General features: G+C 42.5%; 22 protein-coding genes and 1 pseudogene. 9 read left to right on the top strand and 14 right to left on the bottom strand.

Annotated features, from left to right (window positions below; all coding sequences use genetic code 11):
* The first annotated feature begins 274 nt into the window (after positions 1 to 274).
* Together H6G83_RS10790 and glmU are read left to right on the top strand one after the other, a co-directional pair.
* Positions 275 to 1,528 (top strand): HD domain-containing phosphohydrolase, encoded by a 1,254-nt coding sequence (locus H6G83_RS10790; protein ID WP_190471155.1) that lies wholly within the window; start codon positions 275 to 277, stop codon positions 1,526 to 1,528.
* Between the two features lie 251 nt (positions 1,529 to 1,779).
* Positions 1,780 to 3,135 carry a bifunctional UDP-N-acetylglucosamine diphosphorylase/glucosamine-1-phosphate N-acetyltransferase GlmU gene (gene glmU / locus H6G83_RS10785; protein ID WP_190471151.1) on the top strand — a complete coding sequence of 452 codons (1,356 nt, stop codon included), beginning with the start codon at positions 1,780 to 1,782 and terminating at the stop codon, positions 3,133 to 3,135.
* Between the two features lie 199 nt (positions 3,136 to 3,334).
* Here the strand turns inward: glmU and H6G83_RS10780 are convergent, their stop codons facing one another.
* The gene (locus H6G83_RS10780; RefSeq protein ID WP_190471148.1) at positions 3,335 to 4,291 is read right to left on the bottom strand and encodes an isoaspartyl peptidase/L-asparaginase; all 957 of its coding nucleotides are present in this window, start codon (positions 4,289 to 4,291) and stop codon (positions 3,335 to 3,337) included.
* 75 nt (positions 4,292 to 4,366) lie between these two features.
* Positions 4,367 to 4,528, bottom strand: a complete 162-nt coding sequence (locus tag H6G83_RS10775; RefSeq protein ID WP_190471145.1) for a DUF2256 domain-containing protein — start codon at positions 4,526 to 4,528, stop codon at positions 4,367 to 4,369.
* A 209-nt stretch (positions 4,529 to 4,737) separates the two neighbouring features.
* On the opposite strand from H6G83_RS10775, the gene H6G83_RS10770 reads away from it, so the two are divergent.
* Positions 4,738 to 4,914 carry a hypothetical protein gene (locus H6G83_RS10770; RefSeq protein ID WP_190471142.1) on the top strand — a complete coding sequence of 59 codons (177 nt, stop codon included), beginning with the start codon at positions 4,738 to 4,740 and terminating at the stop codon, positions 4,912 to 4,914.
* Between the two features lie 94 nt (positions 4,915 to 5,008).
* On the opposite strand, the gene H6G83_RS36525 is transcribed toward H6G83_RS10770, so the two are convergent.
* Positions 5,009 to 5,818: a transposase gene (locus H6G83_RS36525; protein WP_242044528.1), complete on the bottom strand. Its 810-nt coding sequence runs from the start codon at positions 5,816 to 5,818 to the stop codon at positions 5,009 to 5,011.
* A complete protein-coding gene (locus H6G83_RS36520; RefSeq protein ID WP_313935735.1) occupies positions 5,790 to 6,194 on the bottom strand; it encodes a transposase in 405 nt (134 codons plus the stop codon). Before H6G83_RS36520 ends, H6G83_RS36525 begins: the two co-directional genes overlap by 29 nt.
* 561 nt (positions 6,195 to 6,755) lie before the next feature.
* On the opposite strand from H6G83_RS36520, the gene H6G83_RS10760 reads away from it, so the two are divergent.
* Positions 6,756 to 9,875, top strand: a complete 3,120-nt coding sequence (locus H6G83_RS10760; protein ID WP_190471139.1) for a plasmid replication protein, CyRepA1 family — start codon at positions 6,756 to 6,758, stop codon at positions 9,873 to 9,875.
* 114 nt (positions 9,876 to 9,989) lie between these two features.
* A pseudogene (locus H6G83_RS10755) lies at positions 9,990 to 10,295 on the top strand (flavin reductase family protein); the annotation flags it as partial.
* Between the two features lie 895 nt (positions 10,296 to 11,190).
* Here H6G83_RS10755 and H6G83_RS10750 read toward each other — a convergent pair.
* Positions 11,191 to 11,940 carry a hypothetical protein gene (locus tag H6G83_RS10750; RefSeq protein WP_190471136.1) on the bottom strand — a complete coding sequence of 250 codons (750 nt, stop codon included), beginning with the start codon at positions 11,938 to 11,940 and terminating at the stop codon, positions 11,191 to 11,193.
* 466 nt (positions 11,941 to 12,406) lie between these two features.
* Between H6G83_RS10750 and H6G83_RS10745 the strand changes: the two genes are divergently transcribed.
* On the top strand, positions 12,407 to 12,571 hold the full coding sequence (locus tag H6G83_RS10745) for a hypothetical protein (RefSeq protein WP_190471133.1): 165 nt from the start codon (positions 12,407 to 12,409) through the stop codon (positions 12,569 to 12,571).
* 220 nt (positions 12,572 to 12,791) lie between these two features.
* On the opposite strand, the gene argH is transcribed toward H6G83_RS10745, so the two are convergent.
* The 8 genes from argH to trmD all read right to left on the bottom strand — a co-directional run bounded on the left by argH (position 12,792) and on the right by trmD (position 19,781).
* A complete protein-coding gene (gene argH / locus H6G83_RS10740; RefSeq protein WP_190471129.1) occupies positions 12,792 to 14,177 on the bottom strand; it encodes an argininosuccinate lyase in 1,386 nt (461 codons plus the stop codon).
* 92 nt (positions 14,178 to 14,269) lie between these two features.
* Positions 14,270 to 14,464 (bottom strand): hypothetical protein, encoded by a 195-nt coding sequence (locus H6G83_RS10735; protein WP_190471127.1) that lies wholly within the window; start codon positions 14,462 to 14,464, stop codon positions 14,270 to 14,272.
* A gap of 91 nt (positions 14,465 to 14,555) precedes the next feature.
* Positions 14,556 to 15,344, bottom strand: coding sequence for a nickel pincer cofactor biosynthesis protein LarB (gene larB, locus H6G83_RS10730; RefSeq protein ID WP_190471124.1), 789 nt, complete (start codon positions 15,342 to 15,344; stop codon positions 14,556 to 14,558).
* Between the two features lie 88 nt (positions 15,345 to 15,432).
* Entirely contained in the window at positions 15,433 to 17,220 is a 1,788-nt protein-coding gene (locus H6G83_RS10725) for an ABC transporter substrate-binding protein (protein WP_190471119.1), read from the bottom strand.
* Between the two features lie 16 nt (positions 17,221 to 17,236).
* Positions 17,237 to 17,848, bottom strand: coding sequence for a PIN domain-containing protein (locus H6G83_RS10720; RefSeq protein WP_242044527.1), 612 nt, complete (start codon positions 17,846 to 17,848; stop codon positions 17,237 to 17,239).
* A 13-nt stretch (positions 17,849 to 17,861) separates the two neighbouring features.
* Positions 17,862 to 18,383, bottom strand: coding sequence for a hypothetical protein (locus H6G83_RS10715; RefSeq protein WP_190471114.1), 522 nt, complete (start codon positions 18,381 to 18,383; stop codon positions 17,862 to 17,864).
* Positions 18,384 to 18,473: 90 nt separating this feature from the next.
* Complete coding sequence (gene ispF, locus H6G83_RS10710; protein ID WP_190471113.1) at positions 18,474 to 18,956, bottom strand: 2-C-methyl-D-erythritol 2,4-cyclodiphosphate synthase; 483 nt, start codon at positions 18,954 to 18,956, stop codon at positions 18,474 to 18,476.
* Between the two features lie 60 nt (positions 18,957 to 19,016).
* Complete coding sequence (gene trmD, locus H6G83_RS10705) at positions 19,017 to 19,781, bottom strand: tRNA (guanosine(37)-N1)-methyltransferase TrmD (protein WP_190471110.1); 765 nt, start codon at positions 19,779 to 19,781, stop codon at positions 19,017 to 19,019.
* A gap of 257 nt (positions 19,782 to 20,038) precedes the next feature.
* On the opposite strand from trmD, the gene H6G83_RS10700 reads away from it, so the two are divergent.
* From H6G83_RS10700 to cphA, 3 genes are all read left to right on the top strand, one after another.
* A complete protein-coding gene (locus H6G83_RS10700) occupies positions 20,039 to 20,266 on the top strand; it encodes a hypothetical protein (RefSeq protein ID WP_190471107.1) in 228 nt (75 codons plus the stop codon).
* 77 nt (positions 20,267 to 20,343) lie between these two features.
* Positions 20,344 to 21,207: a cyanophycinase gene (locus H6G83_RS10695; RefSeq protein WP_190471389.1), complete on the top strand. Its 864-nt coding sequence runs from the start codon at positions 20,344 to 20,346 to the stop codon at positions 21,205 to 21,207.
* A gap of 172 nt (positions 21,208 to 21,379) precedes the next feature.
* Entirely contained in the window at positions 21,380 to 24,085 is a 2,706-nt protein-coding gene (cphA, locus tag H6G83_RS10690; protein WP_190471103.1) for a cyanophycin synthetase, read from the top strand.
* Positions 24,086 to 24,154: 69 nt separating this feature from the next.
* Here the strand turns inward: cphA and tatA are convergent, their stop codons facing one another.
* Positions 24,155 to 24,328 (bottom strand): twin-arginine translocase TatA/TatE family subunit, encoded by a 174-nt coding sequence (gene tatA / locus H6G83_RS10685; RefSeq protein WP_277876319.1) that lies wholly within the window; start codon positions 24,326 to 24,328, stop codon positions 24,155 to 24,157.
* Positions 24,329 to 24,512: the final 184 nt, after the last annotated feature.

The raw sequence follows: 24,512 nt of genomic DNA, 5'->3' as shown, positions 1-24,512 counted from the left end.
ATTAAAGCATTATCATGTGAGAAAATCTCAGTGAAAAGCCTGATTGAACATTGGCAATAATTTAGCATACTGAAGTAATCATCAATAAATGATATGGGGACATTATTTTATATGAAATTACTACATTCTCATCGCACAGAAAATTTTTACGTATAAACTGAAATAGTCAGCTTGAGAAAGCACATAAAGCTTGTGAACAATCAGTTGAATATGAACAACTACTCAGATTGGTTTAAAGTCAGACAATATATTTTTAAATTATTGGGGTACTTCTGTGATTAAAAGGAGTGGCGAGAATACAGGCTCTACTGAACATAACGTTAGTGGGTCAGACCACCCAAACAAAATAGATGCTATTGGTTCAAATCAGGTTCTGCAATTAAACAACAATAAAGATATTACCTTGTTGGGTTTATCTAAAGACGAGTTGTTGGTAACAGAAAGCAAAAAAGCGATCGCTTGGCTGAAACCTGGGATGAATTATATTTACGACTCTTTAATTTCTGGAACTATACAAGCCCAAATCTCTCAAGTGAACGGCTTTGATGCAGAATCACCGAAAATTTTAGTAGTAGATGATCATAGCGTTAGCCGGATGACTGCCGTTACCCTTTTGGGTATGGAAGGCTATACAGTAATTGAAGCTGACGGTGGGACTGCGGCTATAGAAATGGTGAGACAACAACAGCCCGATCTCATATTATTAGATGTGATGATGCCAGAAATGGATGGGTTTGAAGTATGTCGATTACTTAAGCAAGACGAACACACTCGACTAATTCCTATAATTTTTATTACAGCCTTAAATGATAGGCGATCGCGCATCCGTGGTATTGAAGTAGGAGCAGACGATTTCTTAACTAAACCATTTGACCGAGTGGAATTAGTAGCGCGTGTCAAATCTTTAGTCAAACAGAAGCTTCTCAATGAAGATTTAGACCACGCAGCACAAGTACTATTTTCCATAGCTAGTGCTATTGAAAGTCGCGATCCCAATACTGGTGATCATTGCGATCGCTTAGTTAGGGTAGGAAAAGCCTTTGGTGAGTATCTCAATCTCTCACGTTACCAAATTCGGAATTTGATGTGGGGTGGATATCTTCACGATATCGGTAAAATAGGGATTCCTGATGCTGTGCTACTGAAAAAAGGCAAACTTACCCCTGATGAGTGGGAAATTATGAAGCAACACGTTTTAATTGGGGAAAAAATCTGCCAACCTCTACGGAGTATGCAGGGTGTAATACCCATTATTCGCCATCATCACGAACGTTGGGATGGTTCAGGTTATCCTGATGGACTCAAAGGAGAGGAAATTCCCTACCTCGCCCAAGTATTCCAAATTATTGATATCTATGACGCATTAAGTAGCGAACGTCCTTACAAAAAATCTTTTTCCGCAGAAGAAGCATTGTCCATCATGTTTGAGGAAACAAAATCAGGCTGGCGTAACCCCCAATTGATGAAACAGTTTGCCGAGTTTCAACTTTTGCGTCAACAACAGATGGAAAGTGATGGTGTCAGTTAACAGTTAACAGTTACAGCATATTTTGGGTAAATGAGGTACAAGCGTAAAACCCAAAACCATGTAGAGACGTTACATGTCAATCTCTACAGTATTTCACGAATAGCGAAACTGCTGTAACATCACCTGACAACTGATAACTGTTGACTGTTAACTGATTAAGTCTCCCTACTCCTCCTCAATAGCTGCTATGATTTGAGCCTACAAAGGTAACAAGCGCAACAGCGCTATTCACTGAAAGCTAATAGCTAATTATGGTAGTCGTAGCAATACTAGCAGCAGGACGCGGCACAAGAATGAAATCGGACTTACCCAAAGTTTTACACTCTTTGGGTGGGCGCTCAATAGTCGAAAGAGTTATTAACAGTGTAGAACCGCTTTCACCTTCACGACGGGTTGTCATTGTCGGGTATCAGGCTGAACAAGTTAAAGCAGGTCTCCAGTTTCCTAATTTGGAGTTTGTGGAACAGACTGTGCAGTTAGGAACAGGTCACGCTATCCAACAATTACTCCCACACCTTGAAGGCTACACTGGAGATTTGCTAGTACTTAATGGGGATGTGCCACTGTTACGCACTCAAACCTTAGAAAAGCTATTACAAACGCACCAAACAAATGAAAATGCTGCCACTATCTTGACAGCCCACTTACCTGATCCTAAAGGTTATGGTCGGGTTTTTTGTAACGGTAACAATATTGTGCAGCAAATTGTTGAGGACAAAGATTGTTCTCCCGCCCAAAAGCAAAATCACCGTATTAACGCTGGCATTTATTGCTTTCGTTGGCAAAATTTGGCACAAGTCCTACCTCATTTGCAGGCGAACAACGCGCAAAAGGAATATTACCTAACAGATGCTGTGACCCAAGTTGGTCAGGTGATGGCGGTAGATGTGGAAGATGATCAAGAGATATTAGGTATTAACGATCGCCTACAATTAGCTACAGCCTACGATATCTTGCAAAGGCGAGTCAAAGAACAATGGATGATCGCCGGGGTGACGCTTATAGACCCTAATAGTATCACAATTGATGACACCGTAGAATTGCAACCGGATGTAATTATTGAACCGCAAACTCACCTCCGGGGCAATACAGTAATTAAAACCGGCAGTCGCATCGGGCCGGGCAGTCTAATAGAAAATAGTCAGTTGGGCGCAAATGTTACAGTCCAGTATTCAGTAGTGACTGATAGTATTATCCAAGATGGCACGAGAATCGGCCCCTATGCCCATTTACGCGGTCATGCCCAAGTAGGTAATAATTGCCGCATCGGTAATTTTGTAGAGTTGAAAAATACCGAATTAGGCGATCGCACCAACGTTGCTCATCTATCCTATTTAGGTGACACCACTGCGGGAACCCAGGTAAATGTGGGCGCAGGAACAATTACCGCCAATTACGACGGCGTGAAAAAACATCGGACTAAAATCGGCGATCGCACTAAAACCGGTTCCAACAGCGTCTTAGTTGCCCCAGTTACTTTAGGCGATGATGTCTATGTAGCAGCCGGTTCCACTGTTACAGAAGATGTTCCCAATGATTCCCTAGTCATTGCCCGGACTCGTCAGGTAGTGAAACCAGGATGGCGGAGAAAGAGTGCGGAATCTTGAGGGAGATGGGGGAGTGGGGGGAGATGGGGGAGAGGGGGGAGATGAGGGAGATGGGGGAAACCCACCCCTAACCCCTCCCAGGAGGGGAACAGGGAGATGAGGGAGATGAGTAGACAAGAAGAAGCCTTCCCATTCCCCCTTTCCCATTCCCCATTCCCCCTTCCCCATTCCCCATTCCCCATTCCCCCTTCCCCAATCCCTAACTCACACAACCCACCTGCGTACCCACAGGCAGTTCTAATGTATCGCCAATCTTCTCGCCGTCATGGAAGGCGGCGAGGATGACATCGCAGGTTTTACCCCAGGCGATCGCACCGCTTGCATCTAAGGCGATCGCACCAAAATCTCTTTTGTTTTCGTGTGCTTCCGCAAATGAGCGCTTCATGGACTCTTGCAGGGATAATCCATCTGTGACACGAATCACAATCCTTGGTGCTAGGCTCTCATCAATAATATCTTCACCGATACCAGTGCAACTGACGGCGGCATGATTAGTAGCATAATTACCCGCAGGCATAGCAGAATCACTGACTCGCCCAATGCGTTCAAAGCCCTTACCGCCTGTAGAAGTACCAGCAGCTAACTTACCATAAGTATCTAAAGCTACTACGCCGATTGTACCGCGTCCAGCATTACTTGTTTCTAGTAATTCTGGTTCTGCTATCACCCCAGCCATCGTGCTTTTAAAATTATCTTGCCGTTCTTGTATCCATTCTTGTAACCGCAACTCAGTCAAGGCATTGTAGCTAGGAATCTGCATTTCCCTGGCTAATTCCGCCGCGCCATAATCTGACAGTACTCGGTCTGGGGAAGTTTGTAAAAATTGTGCTAAATCAATCGGATTTTTTACCCGTGAAATATTAATTACACCACTAAAGCGCCCTAATGCACCATCCATGATAGAAGCACTCATGCGGATTTGACCATCAGATTGCAGCACCGAACCAGTACCAGCATTGAAGCGGGGTTCATCTTCCAACAGTTGACAACCCCTCACCACTGCAACGGAAGCATTCACACCTGACAATAATAGAGCGTAGACTTCTTCTACCACAGCGTGAAGCGTTTGGCGCACTGCCTCCAATCCGCCTTTACCGTGGAGAGAACTACCTGCTCCCCCATGAATAATTAATTTTGGTTGCACCTGTGACCTCATTTATACCCTGCATTATTTTTGAATATTGGCTGTGTCAGTCAACTGTTAACTGTTAACTGTCAACTGTCAACTGATTTAGTCCCCGGTTTTAGCCTCAGAACGACGACGGCGACAACGTTCTGAACAATATTTAACTTCGTCCCAACAATCTTCCCATTTTTTCCGCCATGTAAAGGGACGTTGACATACCGGACAGATTTTTGTAGGCAGGTCAGATTTAGAACGAGCGCGTCCCATAGAGATACCGTACTGAATAAAGTTAGATTTCTAAGAACGATTGAAGATAATATAACCAGATTGCTAAAAAGGAAAGATACGCTCATTGAACAATTATATTTTGTATTCTCCTGTGGATTGGTATTGGGGTTCTAGTTCACATGAATATTAGCATGGGTGATTAATTCCAGATTTGATTTATGGCAGTAGCCACATAGGTTAGGACAAGGATGAATCATAGAATCTTTATGACAAGCGGCTTTTCAGCCTATCACCCTCCGGGTATGCCTTCGGCACGCCAAGGGCGAACGCCAGTTCCCAGGTCGCGGGAAACCCGCCTTCCCTACGGGACGCTACGCGAACAGGACTGGACTCACCTGTCCCCTGTCACCTGTCCCCTGCTATAAGTTTTGCATTTCACCGCTTCATCTCTCTTGACACTCCCCGAATTAGAAATTCGGGGATTCTTGCTTCACGGGGATTCCAACGAATTTACCCGCGCTAACGCGCCGCTACGCGAACAGCAAGCATCTTGACCGTATGCCCTACGGCTGCAAGCCCCCTTTGGAGAACTACTTGCGCGGCTGCCACATCTCTATCAGTGGTATATCCGCAATTTGAGCAAACATGAGTACGTTCTGATAACTCTTTCTTACCTGTCTCAACACCGCAACTAGGGCAAATTTGGCTAGTTTTACGGCTATCTACTTTTTGGAAATAAACACCACGCTTAAAGCAGGTCTGTTCTAAGATATTAAAGAATTGACCAAACCCTGCATCTAAGCAATGCTTCCCTAACATCCCACGAGATAGCCCGACTAAGTTCAAATCTTCAACAAATACCATTCCGGCATCATTACAGATTTGGTGAGACAGTTTAGAGTGCCAGTCCTTACGACAGTTGACAACGTACTCATGCAGTTTCGCCACCTTCTTTTGGGCTTTGTGCCAATTTTTTGAACCTAGTCGCTTTCTGGAAACACGCTGTTGCAGCAATTTAAGCTTGCGTTCGGCATCTACAAAAAACCTTGGGCGCTTGACAGTTAGCCCGTTAGAAGTAGCAATAAAGCTTGTTAACCCTACATCAATTCCCACGCCTTCCCCATGTGGTGTTGATGATGGTACAGACACATCCCATTGAACTGTTAGCATCACGTACCATCCAGAAACACGCTTGACCACACGGGCTTGCTTGACTACGCCACCATTAGGTATCTCCCTTGATTGTCGGAATTTAACCCATCCAATCACGGGCAAATTAACCATTCCTGGCTTCAGCCTTTCACCTTGCATCTGTGGGAAAACACTCATACCGCATCCGTCCCGATTTTTTGAATCGGGGGAAACCGTGATTTCTCTCCCACATAGCCACAAATGCAACTTCTAGACGCTTTAATGTTTGCTGCAAAACTTGAGACTGTACTTTTTTAAGCTCAGGAAACTCTTTTTTGGCAGCAGTTAACGCTTTGCACTGGCTGGCGTAGGTTGGGCGAGGTGTGTCGGCAGGGATAATATATTCGTGCTTAAGTGAGCAAGCGTTGATCTGACAACTACGTGATAAGTACCAGTCCTTGCGTTCAGCCAGTGCATAGTTATAAACACGGCGATTAATTTCTAGCCAGTCTTCAAATATCTGGCTTTGTGCATGGGTTGGCTTTAACTTAAATTCGTATGTCAGGTTAAACACTTGTTCATCACCTCCTTTAATATTATAAATCGTATTTATGCTTTGTAAGCATTACGGACAAATAAATTTGTCCTGTTCGCTTATATCCCCCGATTAAAAATACGGGGGCTTTACGCATCACGACTCGTAAAATGGCTGACGCAAACACCTAAGCTTGTACTTAGGTTTAAATAATTGTGTCAGATAAATTAACTAGTGTTTTCCTCGATTACATCAGTAATCAAACGCAAATTTTCTGTATTAAAAAATAATTATGATAAAAATCTCTAAAATCTCTTATTTTCACCAAACTTTTGATTGACAAAGCTTATAAATCTATGTTACTCAAGATTAGTTAGTAAAGTTACTGAAATATAAAATTTAATTGTAATAAATATTGCAATACAAAATTATTACTTGAGCAATGGGATCACAGAAAATCAACCACTGCCACCTATACCGATGTATTTTCCAAAACGAAGTAATAAAAGTATTAAGTAAAATTCAAATTTTCTTCCATAACAAACTAGTCAAGGCGTGCTAAGTTTTAAATTCATCTTAATTCCGTTCGCGGTTTGCCCCATGCCTCTGCTAGATTTACAGCCACAACACTTGGAAGAATTAGTCAAGAGTAGTGGTATAGGATTACACTTAGTAAAGCTTAACTTTAGTTCTCTGCAAGGCATAAGCGCCTATGAGCATCTATTGATTTCCGAACAGTTACCCCGTACCAATACAGGTATGGTGAGAAGTGGTTGGCTAGAGCGATATAGTCATGTGACTGCGGGGGGTTGGTGGTGTTCTGGGTTAGATCCTCTCAACAATTGGCAACCTATGGAATGGGGATGCTTTAAGCCAAACCAACCGCGAACAAATCAAAATGGTAAGTCTATCAAATATGAACATCCCCCCAGCACAGCAACGCGGATATTTTGTCTGCGGGTAACGTGGGAGATATGGCAGCAAGTCTGCCAGCGTTACAATTACCCTATGCCTGAAGATGTGACTATAAATGCTCAAGGTGAGGCGGAAGGCTTTTGGCAATGGGTGATGGAACGTAATATACCCGTGATTATTTGCGAAGGAGCCAAGAAAGCGGCCACATTATTATCTCAAGGATATGTGGCGATCGCAATTCCTGGGATTACCAGTGGCTACAGAGTTGTCAAAGATAAATTTGGTAAAGTCGTCAGTCGTCAGCTAATTCCTGACTTAGCCGCCTTTGCAATGACAAAGCGCCCATTTTATATCTGTTTTGATTATGAAACTCAACCGAGAAAAATAGCTGCTGTTAGTAATGCGATCGCCCAACTTGGTTGTTTATTTCAAGCTAAAAAATGCCCTGTAAAAGTTATCGAACTGCCAGGTTCCGAGAAAGGTGTAGATGAGTTAATAGTTGCTAAAGGCGTAAATAGTTTTGATAAAGTTTATCGCCAAAGCGTAGATTTAGAAATTTATCTAGCACAAATCAAACCCCACACCGAATTAACCATTCCACCTGCAATTACAGTTAATCGTCCATATTTAGGAGAAATAGCTTTTCCCACCTCTGGATTAATTGGGGTCAAATCAGCAAAAGGTACAGGAAAAACCACGGCATTACAAGCAGTTGTACATCAAGCAAAAACAATCAATAGACCAGTATTATTAATTACTCATAGAATCCAATTAGGACGTTTCTTGTGTGAAAAGATTGGCATTCAATGGGGATTAAATAATCCAGAGTCCCTCAGAAAAAATAGTGATTTGATAGATAACATCAACAATCAATCTTTAGGTTTATGCGTTGATTCTATTTGGAAACTACACCCAGAACAATGGCGAGGTGCAATCATCATCTTAGATGAAGTTGAGCAGTCATTGTGGCATCTCCTCAACAGTAATACCTGTAAACACAAGCGCGTCAAAATTCTCAGATTATTTCAGCAATTAATTTCTCTAGTTTTATCCACAGGTGGTTTAGTAATTGCCCAAGATGCCGATTTATCAGATGTATCATTAGAATACTTGCAGAGTTTATCAGGTTGTAAAATCACACCTTGGGTGGTAGTAAATCAATGGAAACCACAGCGAGGTTGGGAAGTAACCTTTTATGATTCTCCTAATCCAATTCCCTTAATTCAGCAATTAGAATTGGATTTACTAGCAGGACGTAAATGTTATGTAACAACTGATAGCCGCTCTGGACGTTACAGTTGCGAAACAATCGAACGTTATCTTAAAGAACGTTTAGAAAAATTGCGGTATGAGTTCCCTAAAACCTTAGTAGTTAATAGTCATACAACCAGCACTCCCGGTCATGCAGCCGTTGATTTTGTTGCAGCCATTAACCAGAAAATCACTGGATATAATACCGTCTTTGTCACTCCTAGTTTAGGCACAGGTATTAGTATTGATGTACAACATTTTGATCGAGTGTATGGTATCTTTCAAGGAGTTATTCCTGATTCAGAAGCAAGACAAGCACTAGCTAGAGTTAGAGATAGTGTACCTCGAATTGTCTGGTGTGCCAAGCGAGGAATCGGCTTAATTGGTAGTGGTAGTACAAATTATCGTTTACTATCTGATTGGTATCAAGAAAATCAAAAAGAAAACCTAGCTTTGCTGAGTCCCTTACATAAAATAGATGTAGATTTACCCTTAGTTTATGACCCTATTCACTTGCGAACATGGGCTAAATTATCTGCAAGAGTAAATGCTTCTATTCGTCTTTATCGCCAATCTATGGAAGAGGGACTAACTAATGACGGGCATCAAATTCGCTTGCGGAGTAAAGCAGTTCATAATAACATTATTAGAGATTTACGCTTGGCATTCCTAGCGACTGAACCAAGTGATTTAAAAGAACGGCAAAGGTTAGTTCTAGAAATTGTCAAAGTCCAAAAAGATTGGTTAGAAAAACGCCAAAAAGGTAAAGAAATTAAGCGGCAAATCAAGAAGATTAAGCAGCAAAATCAACTAACATTAGCAACTAACGTAGCTAATGCTAAGGAGATTGATTATTTAGAATATGAGCATCTGTCAGCCAAACATTCTCTAACAGATGACGAACGCAATCAAATTCAAAAATACAATCTTCGACAAAGATATGGTGTGTTAGTAACTCCCCAGCTAAAATTGCGGGATGACCAAGGATATTACACTCAATTATTAATCCATTACTATCTGACTCATGAAAGTGAATACTTTCAAATTAGAGACCAACAGGAATGGCATCAACAATTATCTTGGGGAAATGGTAAAGTTTTCTTGCCGGATTTAAAGACCTATACTTTAAAAGTTGAGGCAATGAGAGCTTTAGGAATGCAACAGTTCCTAGAAACAGAGCGAGAATTTAATGAAAATGATTCTGATTTAATCTGGCTAAAAGATGTTGTCTTCCAACATAGTAAACAAATTAAAAGAGTGCTAGGTATTGATTTTATTCGCTTTCAGGAAAAAATTACAGCTATCAAAGTTTTGAGCCGTCTGTTAAGTTTGTTGGGATTGAAATTAAAAAAAGTCAATGATGTTTATCAAATCGATTCAGCAATACTTGCTGATGGTAGACAAGAAATATTTCATGTTTGGCAGCAAAGAGATGAATTGATATTAAGTAATCTGCAAAAGATGGGATATGAAATAAATAACTTAGTTGTCAACCAAAAGCCACAAAAGACAGCATTAGATTCTGGAATCTCTGCTTTAGTTTCTCTTTTTTAGGTTTAAATTAGTTTCCCCAGGACTTACGCAAGTGTCACAATTGGTGTTTGGTGCGTGACGCTACAAGTCTCATGACTACGTTCAAATATTATCGCCAGTCACACACCCTACAGACTTACGCATACTGGTAATAAGTTTGTCCTTAATGTTCTTAAAGAAGGCAATCATTTGGGGTTGATGAAACACTTCCTCAAACCCTTCGTCCCAGGACAAGATAGATTTGCTGATGTAGCCACAGAACAAGCCGAAAACGGCAGTCCTGTACTGAAAGATGCCCTTGCTTATTTGGAATGTTCAGTTAAAAATCGGATGGAGTCAGGCGACCACTGGTTAGTTTACGCCACTGTAGAGAACGGTAAAGTCTTAAATCAGGATGGTGTAACAGCAGTCCATCATCGCAAATCAGGCAATCATTATTAATGATAGGGGACAGGTTACAGGTGACAGAGGCTTTTATTTGCGAGTCAAAAATTGTTGAAATCTTGTAACATCCAGTTTGATAGACCTCTCCCCAACCCCTCTCCGACGCGGAGAGGGGCTTCAATATAGGACTCACACTTGATTTTTGAAATCGTAGGGTGGGCATTGCCCACCAAAACCATGAACCGGTGGGCAATGCCCACCCTACAGACTAGATGATTACCAAAATAATTGTTAGGCTCACGCAAAGGCGCAAAGACGCAAACAAGGAAATTTATAGGTATTTTCCGAGTGGAAAGCGAATAGAGTGGCTCTAGAATTTGTGACTACTTTACGATCTCAATTTAATGGTGTTATACTAATTCTAGATTTGAGATAAGGTACAAAAATTTAGTTACTAAATTTTTAGTGACTAAAAAACCTAAAGAAGATTATCACTCCTCTTTAGGTAGATTTATAATTGATTGAGATTTCTATCTCAGCATAGTGATTAATGTGATCACTGACTTTAAAATAGAATCGACGTTACTAGTCATAGTGGAAAGGCAATAGCAAATAACTGCCACCATGACTAGCATAGCGAAAGCAAAAAGTAAGTGCTTAAGCACTTTTTCCTCCCTTTTATTTAATTATGGATATTAGCCTATTTGAAAAAATCAAATAGGCTATCTGCGTATATATTTTAGCATAAGCATAGTAGATTTTTAATTACTGTTTTTACTTAAAAGCTGACTTGGCTCAATCCAGAGCCATTATTTTTTTATTTGAATAACGATCGCTTTACCCAATACGCTGCACTAATTCGCCAATAAGAAAAGATACAACCCTGATCAAAAAATAACATCAACACTGAACAATTATACAGGCGTTAGGCTAACCGCAGGAGCTTAGTAACCTAATTACAACCAATAGCCGCAGCGCCGCTCATGGTGATCAAATCACCTGTGAAAACAGCCACATATTTAAAAGGTGATGAACCAGTACAACTCATAGAAGTTTTGTTAGGACGGCGAGGAAACGCCCAAGAATCTGCTAGCACCGTTAAAGTTGTGTTTGTACTATTCCATGACAAACCAAGAACTGACAAAGAGTTACTTGTGCCATCACTAGTCTTTCTACCAGATAAAAAAGTCGCGTAGCTAACATTACCATTTGTAGGATCAATCCTGGCGATTATCGCTACTTTTGCACCGCCACCGCTACCATAGGTAGGCATCCAACGACCATTGCTATAACGCCGGAAATCGTTTCCAGTCTGGGTTCCTGTAGAAGTGAAAACACCATAGAGAACATTTCCCCCATCCCACAGCAAGCCATAACCTGTACCATCATCGTTTGTTGTTTCGTAATCACTACGACACCAAGTTCTGACACCGTTATCAAAACGAATGATACGCGGGTCTTTATTTATGGATGATACTTGCTGATAACCGATGTAGATACTTGTCGTTCCCCTCACTACTCTTGGGCCATTCTTAGCCCTGATAGTTGCCTCACTGTCATTACAGGTGAATGTGACAGAGGAACCAAAAGATGACTGAGTGGTAACTTGAGCAGTAGCCGAAGACATCGCTAAATTAGATGCGAATACTGCTGCTAAAGACAGACAAGCGAGATGTTTTGGCAATTGGCGAGATTTAATCATTGAACCTATCCGAGTTATTTTCAAGAAACTATTTAAAAGTCAGAAGCCACAGATAGGTAGATGCACAGTATGTCACCCCAAGCTATTGTGAATCTTGCTTTACTGGGTGTCAAAAATAACTTAACACATATTTTATAAAAAGCAAGTTTTTTTGATGATTATCTTTATTGCTTCTATATTTAAGCTTTTTAAAATGCTTATACATTAAGATTATACGTATTTATACTATGAGTATTTTTGCTATTAAAAGTATATTTACGAATGTAATTGGGATTTTATTTTCTAGTGCTTCTACCTTTTCAGGATCATCTCGATTGACATAACTAGAGAGTATGCGGTAGGATTGTATGCTGTTCCAAGATTTATCCAGCTAAACTAGGCTAGAGTTTTATCAATAACATTCGTCGCTGATATTCTCTAAAAAACGCTTAGTGGCAATTTTTTGTTGTTTATAAACGAGGTGAACATGGCAAAGCGCCGTAACCCGAAAAAAGAAAAGGCGCTACGGAACCAGGCATACGCCAGAAAGTTTCGTAAACGGACTACAACAGGAAGAATGCAAAGAAGGTTCCAACAAAGAACTCCCAAGAATGAGGAAGATGAAGGAGCAGCAGCAATTGATGCTGAATAATTTGTCTGTTTAAAATTTGATTCTTGGATTGTTTTAGTTTTTAGGGTGTACATCTGTACACCCTAATTTTTTAGTCATTGGTCATTGGTCATTGGTCATTGGTCATTGGTCATTGGTCATTGGTCATTGGTCATCGGTCATTAGTCATTTGTCATTAGTCATTAGTTATTCTCCTCTGCTGGGTTCCCCTCCAGGGAGGGGCTAGGGGTGGGTTACTCCTCTACTCCCTAATTTCCTCACGCGCAGCAATTAATGCTTTACTGACTTGCTCAAAACCAGTCCCACCGTAACTATTACGGGCGGCTACAACTTGACGGGGGGAGATGGCTTTATATATGTCGGCGGCAAATGCTGGATGTATTTGTTGCCATTCTTCTAATGTCAAATCTTTTAAAAGTTTGCCAGCAGCAATACTGGTTTTTACGACTTTCCCCACGATATTATAAGCTTCCCGGAAAGGAACGCCTCTAGCTGCGAGATAATCTGCGACATCGGTGGCGTTAGAAAAGTCTTCTGTAACTGCTTCATTTAGGCGCTGAGTCCGAAATTCTAGTCCTTCCCGTAGCAAAATTGTCATTGCTTCCAGACAAGCTTTAACTGTATTAACGCTGTCGAATATACCTTCTTTATCTTCTTGTAGGTCTTTGTTATATGCTAGGGGTAAGCCTTTCATAATTACCAGCATTGCTTGCAGATGACCAAACACACGCCCAGTTTTTCCCCTGACTAATTCCGGTACATCGGGGTTTTTCTTTTGGGGCATGATGCTGGAACCTGTGGCACAGCTATCTTTGAGGGTGACAAAACGAAATTCTTCTGATGCCCAAAGAATAATTTCCTCACTCAGACGACTGAGGTGAACCATAATCAAGCTAGCAGCACACAAAAATTCGATCGCAAAATCGCGATCGCTCACTCCATCCAAGCTATTATCATAAATTCGCTCAAATTGCAATAGTTCTGCTGTGTAATGGCGGTCAATGGGAAAAGTTGTCCCCGCCAAAGCACCACAACCCAAGGGCGAAATATTCACACGGCGACACACATCACCTAACCGTTCCCAATCTCGTTGTGCCATGTGGAAATAAGCTAACAGATGATGGGCTAAACTCAGGGGTTGGGCGCGTTGTAGGTGTGTGTAACCAGGGATGAGGGTTTCTAGGTTTTGTTCGGCTATGTCTAATAAGACACCTTGAAATTGCCGTAACTGGCTTTTAATTTGTTGGATTTGGTCGCGTAGGTAAAGCCGAGTATCTGTACCAACTTGGTCATTACGCGATCGCGCCGTATGGAGTTTTTTCCCAACATCACCGACAATTTCTGTCAACCGTCGTTCCACTGCAAAGTGAACATCTTCAGCATCAATACCCGGTTGAAAATTGCCTTGGCGGTATTCTTGGCGAATTTGTTCTAAACCTGCAACTAGCTGCTTTCCTTCTGTCGGTGAAATAATCCCCGTATGCGCCAACATTTGAGCATGGGCTTGAGAACCTGTAATGTCGTATTCGATTAATTCTATGTCAAAACCTATACTAGCATTAAAACTGGCGATCGCTGGATGTAGTGCAGATTCAAATCGCTGACTCCAAGTTTGTTTTTCGGTCATAAGTACGAGGGGATTGGGAAAAGGTTAAAGGGGAAAGGGGAAAAGGAGTAATGTTCTATCCTTTTCCCTTTTCCCTCTACTCCCTACCATTGTCAACCGTACTTGGTAAGGTTACGGAACATATAACCAACAAATAAACCAATCAGAAGCGCCCAAATTTGACCTGTTTGCACGAAATGGTTCCAAGTCTTCTGCATCTGACCGATAAAGTTAGGATTGGTGATGTTTTGTGCCAGTAAAGGAAAATCACCAAAAATCTTAAATGTTAAATCGTTAAAGTAGTGCATCTTCAGTAATTAAGGTAAAGTTTAGAGATTAGAGATTGAAGGCTAGGGAAATTACCCAGTCCCCAATCCCTCATTACCTTGATGTCATAACTCAAGATTCTCCCGATGACATCCGCAATTTCTCGGCAGTACGTAAAATTTGCCCAGCTAACACGGCTGCACCAAAACCGTTATCTATATTGACTACTCCCACACCCGCAGCACAAGAGTTCAGCATTGTCAATAGAGGTGCTAAACCGCCAAAACTAGCGCCATAACCCACACTGGTAGGTACAGCAATTACCGGACAATTAGCCAAGCCAGCAACGACGCTGGGTAAAGCGCCTTCCATCCCAGCGACAACAATCAATACTGATGCTGATTCAATCAGATGACGGTTACTCAGCAAGCGGTGAATCCCCGCAACCCCCACATCCCAAAGACGCAGCACACGAAAACCTGACAGTTCGGCGGTGACTGCGGCTTCTTCCGCCACGGGTAAGTCAGCAGTACCAGCAGAAAGAATGCCGATAACTCCCTCAAACTGTGGTGCGATGGTAGGGGGAGTAATAGCACAAATTCGCGCCATTTCGTAGTAGCGTAAATCTCTAATTTTTGGCTGTAAGATGTTGTAAACGCTTGGTTCAATGCGGGTAGCCATGACTACCGGGTTGCGTTGGCGCATTACCTCCATAATTCGCGCAATTTGTTCTGATGTTTTACCCAGTCCCCAAATCACTTCGGGGAAACCGGTTCGCAGATGACGGTGATGGTCAATTTTGGCAAACTCATCCACAGATTCATAGGCTAAATCTTTGAGAGAATCTAACGCCTTATCTGGGGTAACTTTACCATTGGCGACAGCTTCGAGGAGCGATCGCAAAGCTTCAGGTTGAGTCACAGTAATTTAGGATAATGGGTAATGGGTAATGGGTAATGGGTAATGGGTAACAGTTTTTGCTACTTACCTATTACCTATTACCAATTACCTATTTAACTATTTTGATTTCATACAGGTTCCAGAATGCGCCGCCTAGTGCGGAGAAGCGAATGTTCTCAAAGCGATCGCGCACTGCTGATAAAGCATATTGATTCACCAAGTAAATAAAGGGTAAATTCTCCTGGGTAATTTTTTGGGTTTCCGCGTAAATTGCTTTCCGTTTGCTTTCGTCTAACTCTCTAGCGGCTTGAATATACAATTCACCAATTCTGGCTTCCCAAGGTGCTACTTCCCAGCCTTCAATCGGCTTTTGTCCTGCTTGGGGTTTCTGGTTAAACATATGTAACCCGCCTTCAGGGTTCCAGACGTTAGCACCATCATTCGGTTCTAAACCACCAGTGAAACCCAGCATGGAAGCTTCCCAATCTAGAGTATTAGCGAGCTTATCTGTGTAAGTATTCCATGCCAAGGGAGTAAAATCTACCTGCATCCCGATTTTGCTCAAGTCTTGTTTAATTTGTGAACCTATTGCTTCCCGAATTTTGTTACCAGCATTCGTCAGCAAGGTAAAACGGACTCGATTCCCTTCGGAATCTAACAACTGATTTTGAGCATTATACTTAAAACCAGCCTTTAATAGTAATTGCTTGGCTTTTTCGAGGTTGTAATCGTAAACCTTTAACCCTTCCTTGGGTGAAAGATAATAAGGACTTTGGACAGAAATGGGTGAATCTTGCGGTTGACCTAAACCACGATAGATATTGTTAATCATCGTTTGGCGATCGATTGCATAAGCTACCGCTTGGCGAAATTCCACTGTATTAAACCAACGGGACTTCACCGGATCTACTAGTGGTTTGCCGTTTCTGCTACCCTTATTTAAATTGAATAATACAAATGTTGTACCAGTAGCTGGCCCACCATTATATATTTTGAAATTCCCTTGCTTTTCTTGTACTTTTAACAAAGAAAAGTAATCTGGTGAAACAGCAATACTATCCAAACCGCCGGAACGAAATTGTAATAAAGAAGTATCTGTAGATTCAACGATTTGCCATACTAATTTTTCAATATAAGGTTGAGCTTCACCCTTTGGCCCTTTGCGCCAATAGTACGGGTTACGTCGAAATACTACACGTTCACTCGTATCATAACGCTCTATTTTGTACAACCCATTCACGATAATTTGCTCTGGTGGCGTATCTACGCCCCATTTTTGGAGAAATTTGGGTTTACCCTCAGCATCTTTTGTTGTTACTGATTCTCGCAGTGCATGAGCTGGTAAAATTGCAGCGCCAGTCACACTACGTAAAAAAGGCGCAAACGGTTCGGGAATTGCAAACTCAACCCGACGATTATCAACTTTTCTCACAGTAGGCAATTTCCTACTTTCACCAATCCTCATAATATCTCTGATATCTGTAGGAATGGCTGGGTTCAAGTAAATGTCATTATAAGTAAAGACTACATCATCTACTGTTAATGGTTGCCCATCAGACCACTTTAATCCCTCACGGAGAGTGAAAACAATCTTTAATTTATCATCGGAAATTTCCCAAGATTCAGCTAAGGCTGGATCGACTCCACCAGTATCATAGTTTTCAGTAATTAATCCTTCATAAATCAAACCAAAAACATTAGGTACTTCTGAGCTTAGAGGGTAGTTAAAGGTTTTAGGATCACTAAGAATACTAGTTACTAATTGGGGTATTTGTGCCGCCGAACTTCTAAAATTAGATGGGTTACAAGCCGCCAATGTAACGGCTGTGAATGCAGCTAGAATTATCAGTATCCAAAAACGTTTAGCAATAGTAAACACTTTATTATGGAATTGCATAATTTTGACAATAAATTCAACTGTTTTGAGACTGTAGCCACCCCAGAAAATCTTGGGTGCGAGTAAAATATTTACTTATTCCTGCATTACGCAAAGCCTCTTGTACCTTTGGCTTATCAAAATCTTTTGTATTACCGCTTAAGAAAACCTTAATTCCTTGCGTATCTGACTTCGCATGGTTAAGAATACATTGTAGAATCAAGTTATCCATTAAGTCATTTTGAATTAATAATTTTTCTGAATCAGAGTCTGAATCTGAACCAATCAAAGTTTTTTCTGTAAGATCAGCAAGTATTGCACTATTCATATTTATTATTTCTGCTTTATCAATTAGACTAATTATTACCTGCTTAAGCCGAAAAGTAATGTCATCAAGAATTTTGTTATTAAAAATAATTGTTTGTTGTAAATATTGCATCAAATTTTGAGCGTTAGGAGAATTTATATCTCGAAAGGCTTTGTTATATTGAATATTTAGTTCTCGGTTAAATTCCTGGCGGTTTTGTCTTTCTTTCTCAAACGTAGACAGAGCTTCTATAAAACAAATATCAGGTATTACTATCTTTAATGATGGGTTATAGTTATTCAATATAATATTAAATGAATCTCGTCCGTGAGCTATAGCCATCAAAAAATTTGTTTCAACGTAAAGCGTTATCATTCAGATTTACCTGAGAATGAGTAGTTCCTTCTTCAATTAGTTGTAACAAACATATAGCTTGTAATTTATGCCATTCAGGTGGCTTTTCTGATTTCCAATGGTGAGCCAAATCTCTAAGCCATGCTTCTACGAGCGTTTCTAAATAAAAAGCTGATATTCGGTTATTATTGCTCAATTTACTAAACTCTTGATCATAATTACTCAGGACATCATCAGTTTTTAAATAAATCAGAGGCTCGGAAAATTTATCTATATTCCATTTCCAAATTATCATCTTGTCTAAATCAACAAATAAAATAAAAGGCTCATTCGCTAAATTATAAGGACTGTTGTTTCTACGATTTTGCAAATAATGTTTTATTGGTAAAATAGATTTTTCAATATTTTGCCAATCTTGCGATTTTTTACTTTTTACCTCAACCAACAAAACGATCTTCTCGTCTTTACTCAAAACAACGATATCAGGAACATAATCAACGGGTTGGATGCTTCCAGTTTCCATTGTCCTACTACTCCTAATAATTTTCTATTTTTTGCCAGATTAACTACTCATTTACATCTATCATAGTCATTCAAAAAATATTACTTCATCCTAATCAGAAGTTACCAGCAAGGCGACAGCATAAGCACAGATACCTTCCTCCCTTCCGACTGGCCCTAGTTTCTCGTTTGTAGTGGCTTTGATACCAATTTGATTGGGTTCTACTTGCAAAACATGGGCTAGTTTGTCACGCATGGTTTTAATGTGTGGTTTCAATTTGGGACGTTCGGCGACTACCACCGAGTCAATGTTACCTATGCGCCAACCTTGAGTGAGAATTAACTCGTTGACTTGGCTTAACAAAACTAAACTATCTGCGCCAGCCCATTGGGGATCTGTGGGGGGGAAATAATGACCAATATCGCCCAGAGATAAAGCGCCCAACATAGCATCCATAATGGCGTGAGTGAGTACATCGGCATCACTATGTCCCAATAAACCGAGTTCATGGGGAATGTTAACACCGCCTAAAATCAAAGCGCGATCGCTCACTAATTTGTGAATATCGTAACCGTTACCAATTCTGATGTTCATAGTCAGTTGTCAGTTATCAGTTATCAGTTATCAACAGTCTATAGAAATGGACAAAGGCTTTCACCTTTCCCCTTTCCCCCTTCCCCTTTCCCCCTCATCTCCCTCATCTCCCTCATCTCCCTCATCTCCTCCACCTTTCTTCTGTTGTTGCCATTTTGCCAACAAATCGGGGCGGCGATCGCTTGTTCTTTGGATCTGCTGTTCATATCGCCATTTGGCGATCGCCGCATGATTTCCCGATAACAAGACATCAGGGACTTTCCAGCCGCGAAAGTCGGCGGGGCGGGTATATTGGGGATAATCCAATAACCCCTCCTCAAAACTTTCGGCTGTGAGGGATTCGGTTTTGGCGACAGTTCCCGGTAGCAGCCGCACTACACCGTTAATCAGCGCCATAGCCGGGATTTCTCCACCTGTGAGGATAAAATCGCCTAAAGATACCTCACGGGTGACTAGATGCAGCACTCGCTCATCTACTCCCTCGTAATGCCCACAAATTACTACTAATTGGTCATAATTGCTAGCCAATTCTCGTAAGAGGGGCTGATTAATCGTTTGCCCTTGGGGACTCATCAAAATCACTTCTCGGCGCTGTAGAATCGGTAACGACTCTACTGCACTAAAAATTGGCTCTGGCTTCATCAGCATCCCTACACCGCCGCCGTAGGGTTCATCATCTACCTTGCGATGTTTATCTGTGGTGAAATCTCTGGGATTCACCAAATTTACTTGGGCAATTTGTTTAGCGAGGGCTTTACCTAGTAGACCGGAACTTAAAACTGAGGTAAAACAGTCAGGAAAAAGTGTAACTATATCAAAGCGCACAGTAATTCGTATTCGAGAACACTAATCTTAAATATGAATGGCTATCAAACACAAGATGCTTCCACAGGGTAAAACTACAGATAGGCTTTCACAATAGTATCTAAAACTACTAGAATTATTGCTTTTTCTGGGGAGTGAAAGTTTTTCTAATTACTTAATTTATGTTTAAATATTGTCACAACTACCATTTGAATAAATAATTTAACCAGGTTAACAACTTACAGGATGCGTCGAGCCAGCCTCAGAAAATGTGTGTAATGACCTGCTCATTTCTAGCCCAGATGGGAAAACTAATTCCTAGCGCCAGAGGGGAACCTGAACCCCAAGCACTATTAAGCCAGTCTGGAACAAGTGGACAGGTGAAAAACAAGGCGCTGGCTTTGAGGAGGAGGCACTTACCAATCATGAGGCTTTATGGCATCTGTGGCAGTGTCTTCAGCAAAAAAGTAAAGTGCGAACATCATCAGGCTGCAAAACCTTGTTAAATTCACACGCCATTCGCCACAAGCCAGGAAACCTGTCCAAGGCGATGGCTTCTGAAGTTGTTGACAGGAGAAACACAATGCCGCAACTACAAGCTAAATCGCTGGAAATGAGGACACCCCAAGCAACTAAAACCGCCGTTCTGGTAATCGGAGGCGCAGAAGATAAAGTTCACGGACGCGAAATCCTGAGAACTTTTTTTGGCAGGTCTGGTGCAAACAAAGCCTATATTACAATTATTCCATCTGCCTCCCGCGAGCCTGCGATCATCGGTGGTCGTTACATTCGCATTTTTGAAGAAATGGGTGCTGAAAAGGTCGAGATTTTAGACATCCGGGAACGGGAGCAGTGCGAATCCCCCCAAGTGAGAGCATCCCTCGAAGCCTGTAGTGGTGTGTTTCTCACAGGAGGAGACCAACTGCGTCTGTGTGGTGTATTATCTGATACGCCAGTGATGGATATTATCCGGCAGCGAGTCAGAGGCGGACAACTTACCCTGGCAGGCACAAGTGCCGGGGCGGCGGTGATGGGGCATCACATGATTGCTGGTGGCGGTAGTGGCGAAACGCCCAACCGTTCCCTAGTGGACATGGCGACAGGTTTGGGGTTAATCCCGGAAGTGATTGTTGACCAACATTTCCACAATCGCAATCGCATGGGTCGTCTGATTAGTGCGATCGCCGCTCATCCTGATCGCTTAGGCATTGGCATTGATGAAGATACTTGTGCTGTGTTTGAGCGCGATGGTTGGCTGCAAGTATTAGGCAAAGGCAGTGTCACCATTGTCGATCCTACCGAACTCACCCACACCAACGAACCCCACGTTGGCGCAACCGAACCTTTAACGGTGCATAACTTACGCCTGCATATCCTCAGCTACGGCGATCGCTTTCACCTGTACCAAAGGACTGTATTGCCTGCCGTACATCGCATCTCCAGCTGACCGAATAGAGTAACTGAGGTTAGACTGAATTGACCATTTATTAATTCCTTGCTGTAGAAAAAATCAGAGGAATACTATGTAAATAGAAAAAACTGTTCACCATGAACAGTTTAGCGGTCAATTCCAGTTAGAAACTAGAATTTTGGTTCCGAATCTCCATCTACCTATTCCCATGAGAATCCTCAAGATCCAGACCTTACGCGGCCCAAACTACTGGAGCATTCGACGCCACAAACTAATCGTCATGCGCCTCGATTTAGAGAACCTTGCCGAGACGCAATCAAGTGAAATCCCCGGATTTTATGAAGGATTGGTAGAGGCGCTGCCGAGTCTGGAGGGTCATTATTGCTCGCCTGGCTGTCATGGTGGTTTTTTGATGAGAGTGCGAGAAGGCACTATGATGGGTCATATCGTGGAACACGTAGCCCTAGAACTCCAAGAACTAGCGGGAATGCAAGTCGGCTTTGGTCGTACCCGCGAAACTGCCACACCCGGAGTTTATCAGGTAGTGATCGAGTATCTAAACGAGGAAGCGGGACGCTATGCTGGACGAGCAGCTGTGAGGTTGTGCCAAAGCATCGTCGATCGCGGTCGTTACCCCAAGGCAGAGCTAGAGCAAGACATACAAGACCTGAAAGACTTATGGCGTGATGCTTCCCTTGGCCCTTCCACAGAAGCAATAGTCAAAGAAGCAGAAAAACGCGGTATCCCTTGGATGCAGTTAAGCGCCCGCTTTTTGATTCAACTCGGCTATGGTGTAAATCAGAAGCGGATGCAGGCCACAATGTCCGATAAAACAGGCATTTTAGGCGTAGAACTAGCCTGCGACAAAGAAGCCACCAAGCGCGTTTTAGCGGCGACTGGTGTACCAGTCCCCAAGGGTACAGTGATTAATTTCCTCGATGACTTGGAAGAAGCCATCGAATACGTTGGTGGTTATCCCATCGTGATTAAGCCCCTAGATGGTAATCACGGACGGGGCATTACCATTGATATTAGAAGCTGGGAAGAAGCCGAAGCCGCTTACGAAGCAGCTAGACAGGTTTCCCGGTCAATTATTGTTGAGCGATATTACGTTGGGCGCGACCACAGAGTGCTAGTGGTAGATGGTAAAGTAGTGGCCGTTGCCGAACGTGTACCTGCTCATGTCGTTGGTAATGGTAGATCCACCATCGCCGAACTCATCGAGGAAACAAACCTTGACCCAAATCGCGGCGACGGACATGATAAAGTCCTCACCAAGATAGAACTAGACCGTACTAGCTATCAACTACTCGAAAGACAAGGTTACACCCTCAACAGCGTGCCACCCAAAGGCACGATTTGTTATTTAAAGGCAACAGCTAACCTGAGTACAGGCGGTACGGCTGTAGACAGGACAGACGAAATTCACCCGGAAAACCTCTGGATAGCCCAAAGGGTAGTCAAAATTATCGGTTTGGACATAGCAGGTTTGGATGTGGTGACTACCGATATTAGCCGCCCCCTACGGGAAACCGATGGCGTAATTGTGGAAGTCAACGCCGCCCCTGGCTTTAGAATGCACGTAGCCCCCAGCCAAGGCATTCCCCGCAATGTCGCCGGTGCAGTCATGGATATGCTGTTCCCCAATGAACAGTCCGGCCGCATCCCCGTTCTCAGTGTTACTGGGACTAATGGGAAGACCACCACTACCCGCTTGTTAGCTCATATTTACAAGCAGACAGGTAAAGTTGTCGGTTATACAACAACCGATGGCACATATATCGGTGAATACTTAGTAGAAGCTGGAGATAACACCGGGCCGCAAAGCGCTCACCTAATTTTGCAAGACCCTACAGTAGAGGTTGCAGTATTAGAAACAGCCCGTGGCGGTATCCTCCGCTCAGGCTTAGGCTTTGAAGCGGCAAATGTGGGTGTAGTGTTAAATGTGGCTGCTGACCACTTAGGTATCGGGGACATCGACACCATCGACCAGTTAGCCAACCTCAAGAGTGTGGTGGCAGAAGCAGTATATCCTGATGGCTACGCCGTCCTCAATGCTGACGATCGCCGCGTCGCCGCAATGGCAGAAAAAACCAAAGCCAACATTGCCTACTTCACCATGAACCCCAGTTCGGAATTAGTGCAGAAGCACGTCCAAAAGGGCGGAGTGGCGGCTGTGTATGAAAATGGCTACCTGTCCATCGTTAAAGGCGACTGGACACACCGCATCGAAAGGGCAGAGAATATTCCCTTAACAATGGGTGGACGCGCCCCATTCATGATAGCTAACGCTTTAGCAGCTAGTTTGGCAGCATTCGTGCAGAATGTCACCATTGAACAAATTCGCGCAGGCTTAAAAACCTTCCGCGCTTCCGTCAGCCAAACCCCAGGACGGATGAACTTATTTAATTTGGGTAACTACCACGCCTTAGTAGATTATGCCCATAACCCAGCCAGTTATGAAGCTGTGGGTGCATTTGTGCGGAACTGGACTACAGGACAACGTATTGGCGTAATTGGCGGGCCTGGCGATCGCCGTGACGAAGATTTTGTCACCTTGGGCAAACTCTCAGCCGAAATCTTTGATTATATCATCGTCAAAGAAGACGACGACACCAGAGGCAGACCCAGGGGATCGGCTGCTGAGTTGATTATCAAAGGCATCACCCAAGTTAAACCAGATGCGCGTTTTGAGTCAATTCTCGATGAAACCCAAGCAATTAATAAAGGCTTGGATATGGCTCCCGCTAACGGATTGGTGGTCATTCTACCAGAAAGTGTGAGCCGTGCTATTAAGTTAATTAAACTGCGCGGTTTAGTCAAAGAGGAGATACAGCAACAAAATTCCTCCACAACCGTTATAGATAACCAAAATGGTGTAGCATCTTCATCAGTAATTAATACTTTGCTGTAGTCGATAGTAGAGATGCGGTAATTCCCATCTCCACTATTGACCGTTGCTGATATGCCAATTTGAGAACTATTATTTTTCTTGTTCCTCCGGGTTGGTATCCTCACTAGGATTTTTCAGTTCCTCCTTAAACCCTCTCAGGGTTTTACCTAGTGCGCTTCCCAGTTCGGGAATTTTTTTCGGGCCGAAAATCACCACCGCCACGACGACAATTATCGCTACTTCTGGCCATCCAAGTCCAAACAACATACACAGTTCCTCGAAATCATTCTTAACTAACTATAGTTAACCACTGCTACAAGCTGATAAAATCAATTCAATCAATTAGAAACAACACCCTCAACAAAAGCGTCAACAGGCTGATAGACTATATTGTGCTGATATTAGAAAAACAGTAAGTATATTTAGTTAGCAGCAAATGCACAAATAT

The sequence above is a fragment of the Anabaena azotica FACHB-119 genome (assembly GCF_014697625.1).
Lineage (GTDB): Bacteria > Cyanobacteriota > Cyanobacteriia > Cyanobacteriales > Nostocaceae > Trichormus > Trichormus azoticus_A.
The sequence above is the reverse complement of the archived record's forward strand: the minus strand, read 5'-3'. Positions and strand labels throughout refer to the sequence as shown.

Coding starts and splice junctions, on each gene's coding strand:
- glmU (WP_190471151.1), top strand. CDS start 1,780: ATGGTAGTCGTAGCAATACTAGCAGCAGGACGCGGCACAAGAATGAAA.
- H6G83_RS10780 (WP_190471148.1), bottom strand. CDS start 4,291: ATGAGGTCACAGGTGCAACCAAAATTAATTATTCATGGGGGAGCAGGT.
- H6G83_RS10775 (WP_190471145.1), bottom strand. CDS start 4,528: ATGGGACGCGCTCGTTCTAAATCTGACCTGCCTACAAAAATCTGTCCG.
- H6G83_RS10770 (WP_190471142.1), top strand. CDS start 4,738: ATGAATCATAGAATCTTTATGACAAGCGGCTTTTCAGCCTATCACCCT.
- H6G83_RS36525 (WP_242044528.1), bottom strand. CDS start 5,818: ATGAGTGTTTTCCCACAGATGCAAGGTGAAAGGCTGAAGCCAGGAATG.
- H6G83_RS10760 (WP_190471139.1), top strand. CDS start 6,756: ATGCCTCTGCTAGATTTACAGCCACAACACTTGGAAGAATTAGTCAAG.
- H6G83_RS10750 (WP_190471136.1), bottom strand. CDS start 11,940: ATGATTAAATCTCGCCAATTGCCAAAACATCTCGCTTGTCTGTCTTTA.
- H6G83_RS10745 (WP_190471133.1), top strand. CDS start 12,407: ATGGCAAAGCGCCGTAACCCGAAAAAAGAAAAGGCGCTACGGAACCAG.
- argH (WP_190471129.1), bottom strand. CDS start 14,177: ATGACCGAAAAACAAACTTGGAGTCAGCGATTTGAATCTGCACTACAT.
- H6G83_RS10735 (WP_190471127.1), bottom strand. CDS start 14,464: ATGCACTACTTTAACGATTTAACATTTAAGATTTTTGGTGATTTTCCT.
- H6G83_RS10725 (WP_190471119.1), bottom strand. CDS start 17,220: ATGCAATTCCATAATAAAGTGTTTACTATTGCTAAACGTTTTTGGATA.
- H6G83_RS10720 (WP_242044527.1), bottom strand. CDS start 17,848: ATGGCTATAGCTCACGGACGAGATTCATTTAATATTATATTGAATAAC.
- H6G83_RS10715 (WP_190471114.1), bottom strand. CDS start 18,383: ATGGAAACTGGAAGCATCCAACCCGTTGATTATGTTCCTGATATCGTT.
- ispF (WP_190471113.1), bottom strand. CDS start 18,956: ATGAACATCAGAATTGGTAACGGTTACGATATTCACAAATTAGTGAGC.
- H6G83_RS10700 (WP_190471107.1), top strand. CDS start 20,039: ATGACCTGCTCATTTCTAGCCCAGATGGGAAAACTAATTCCTAGCGCC.
- H6G83_RS10695 (WP_190471389.1), top strand. CDS start 20,344: ATGCCGCAACTACAAGCTAAATCGCTGGAAATGAGGACACCCCAAGCA.
- cphA (WP_190471103.1), top strand. CDS start 21,380: ATGAGAATCCTCAAGATCCAGACCTTACGCGGCCCAAACTACTGGAGC.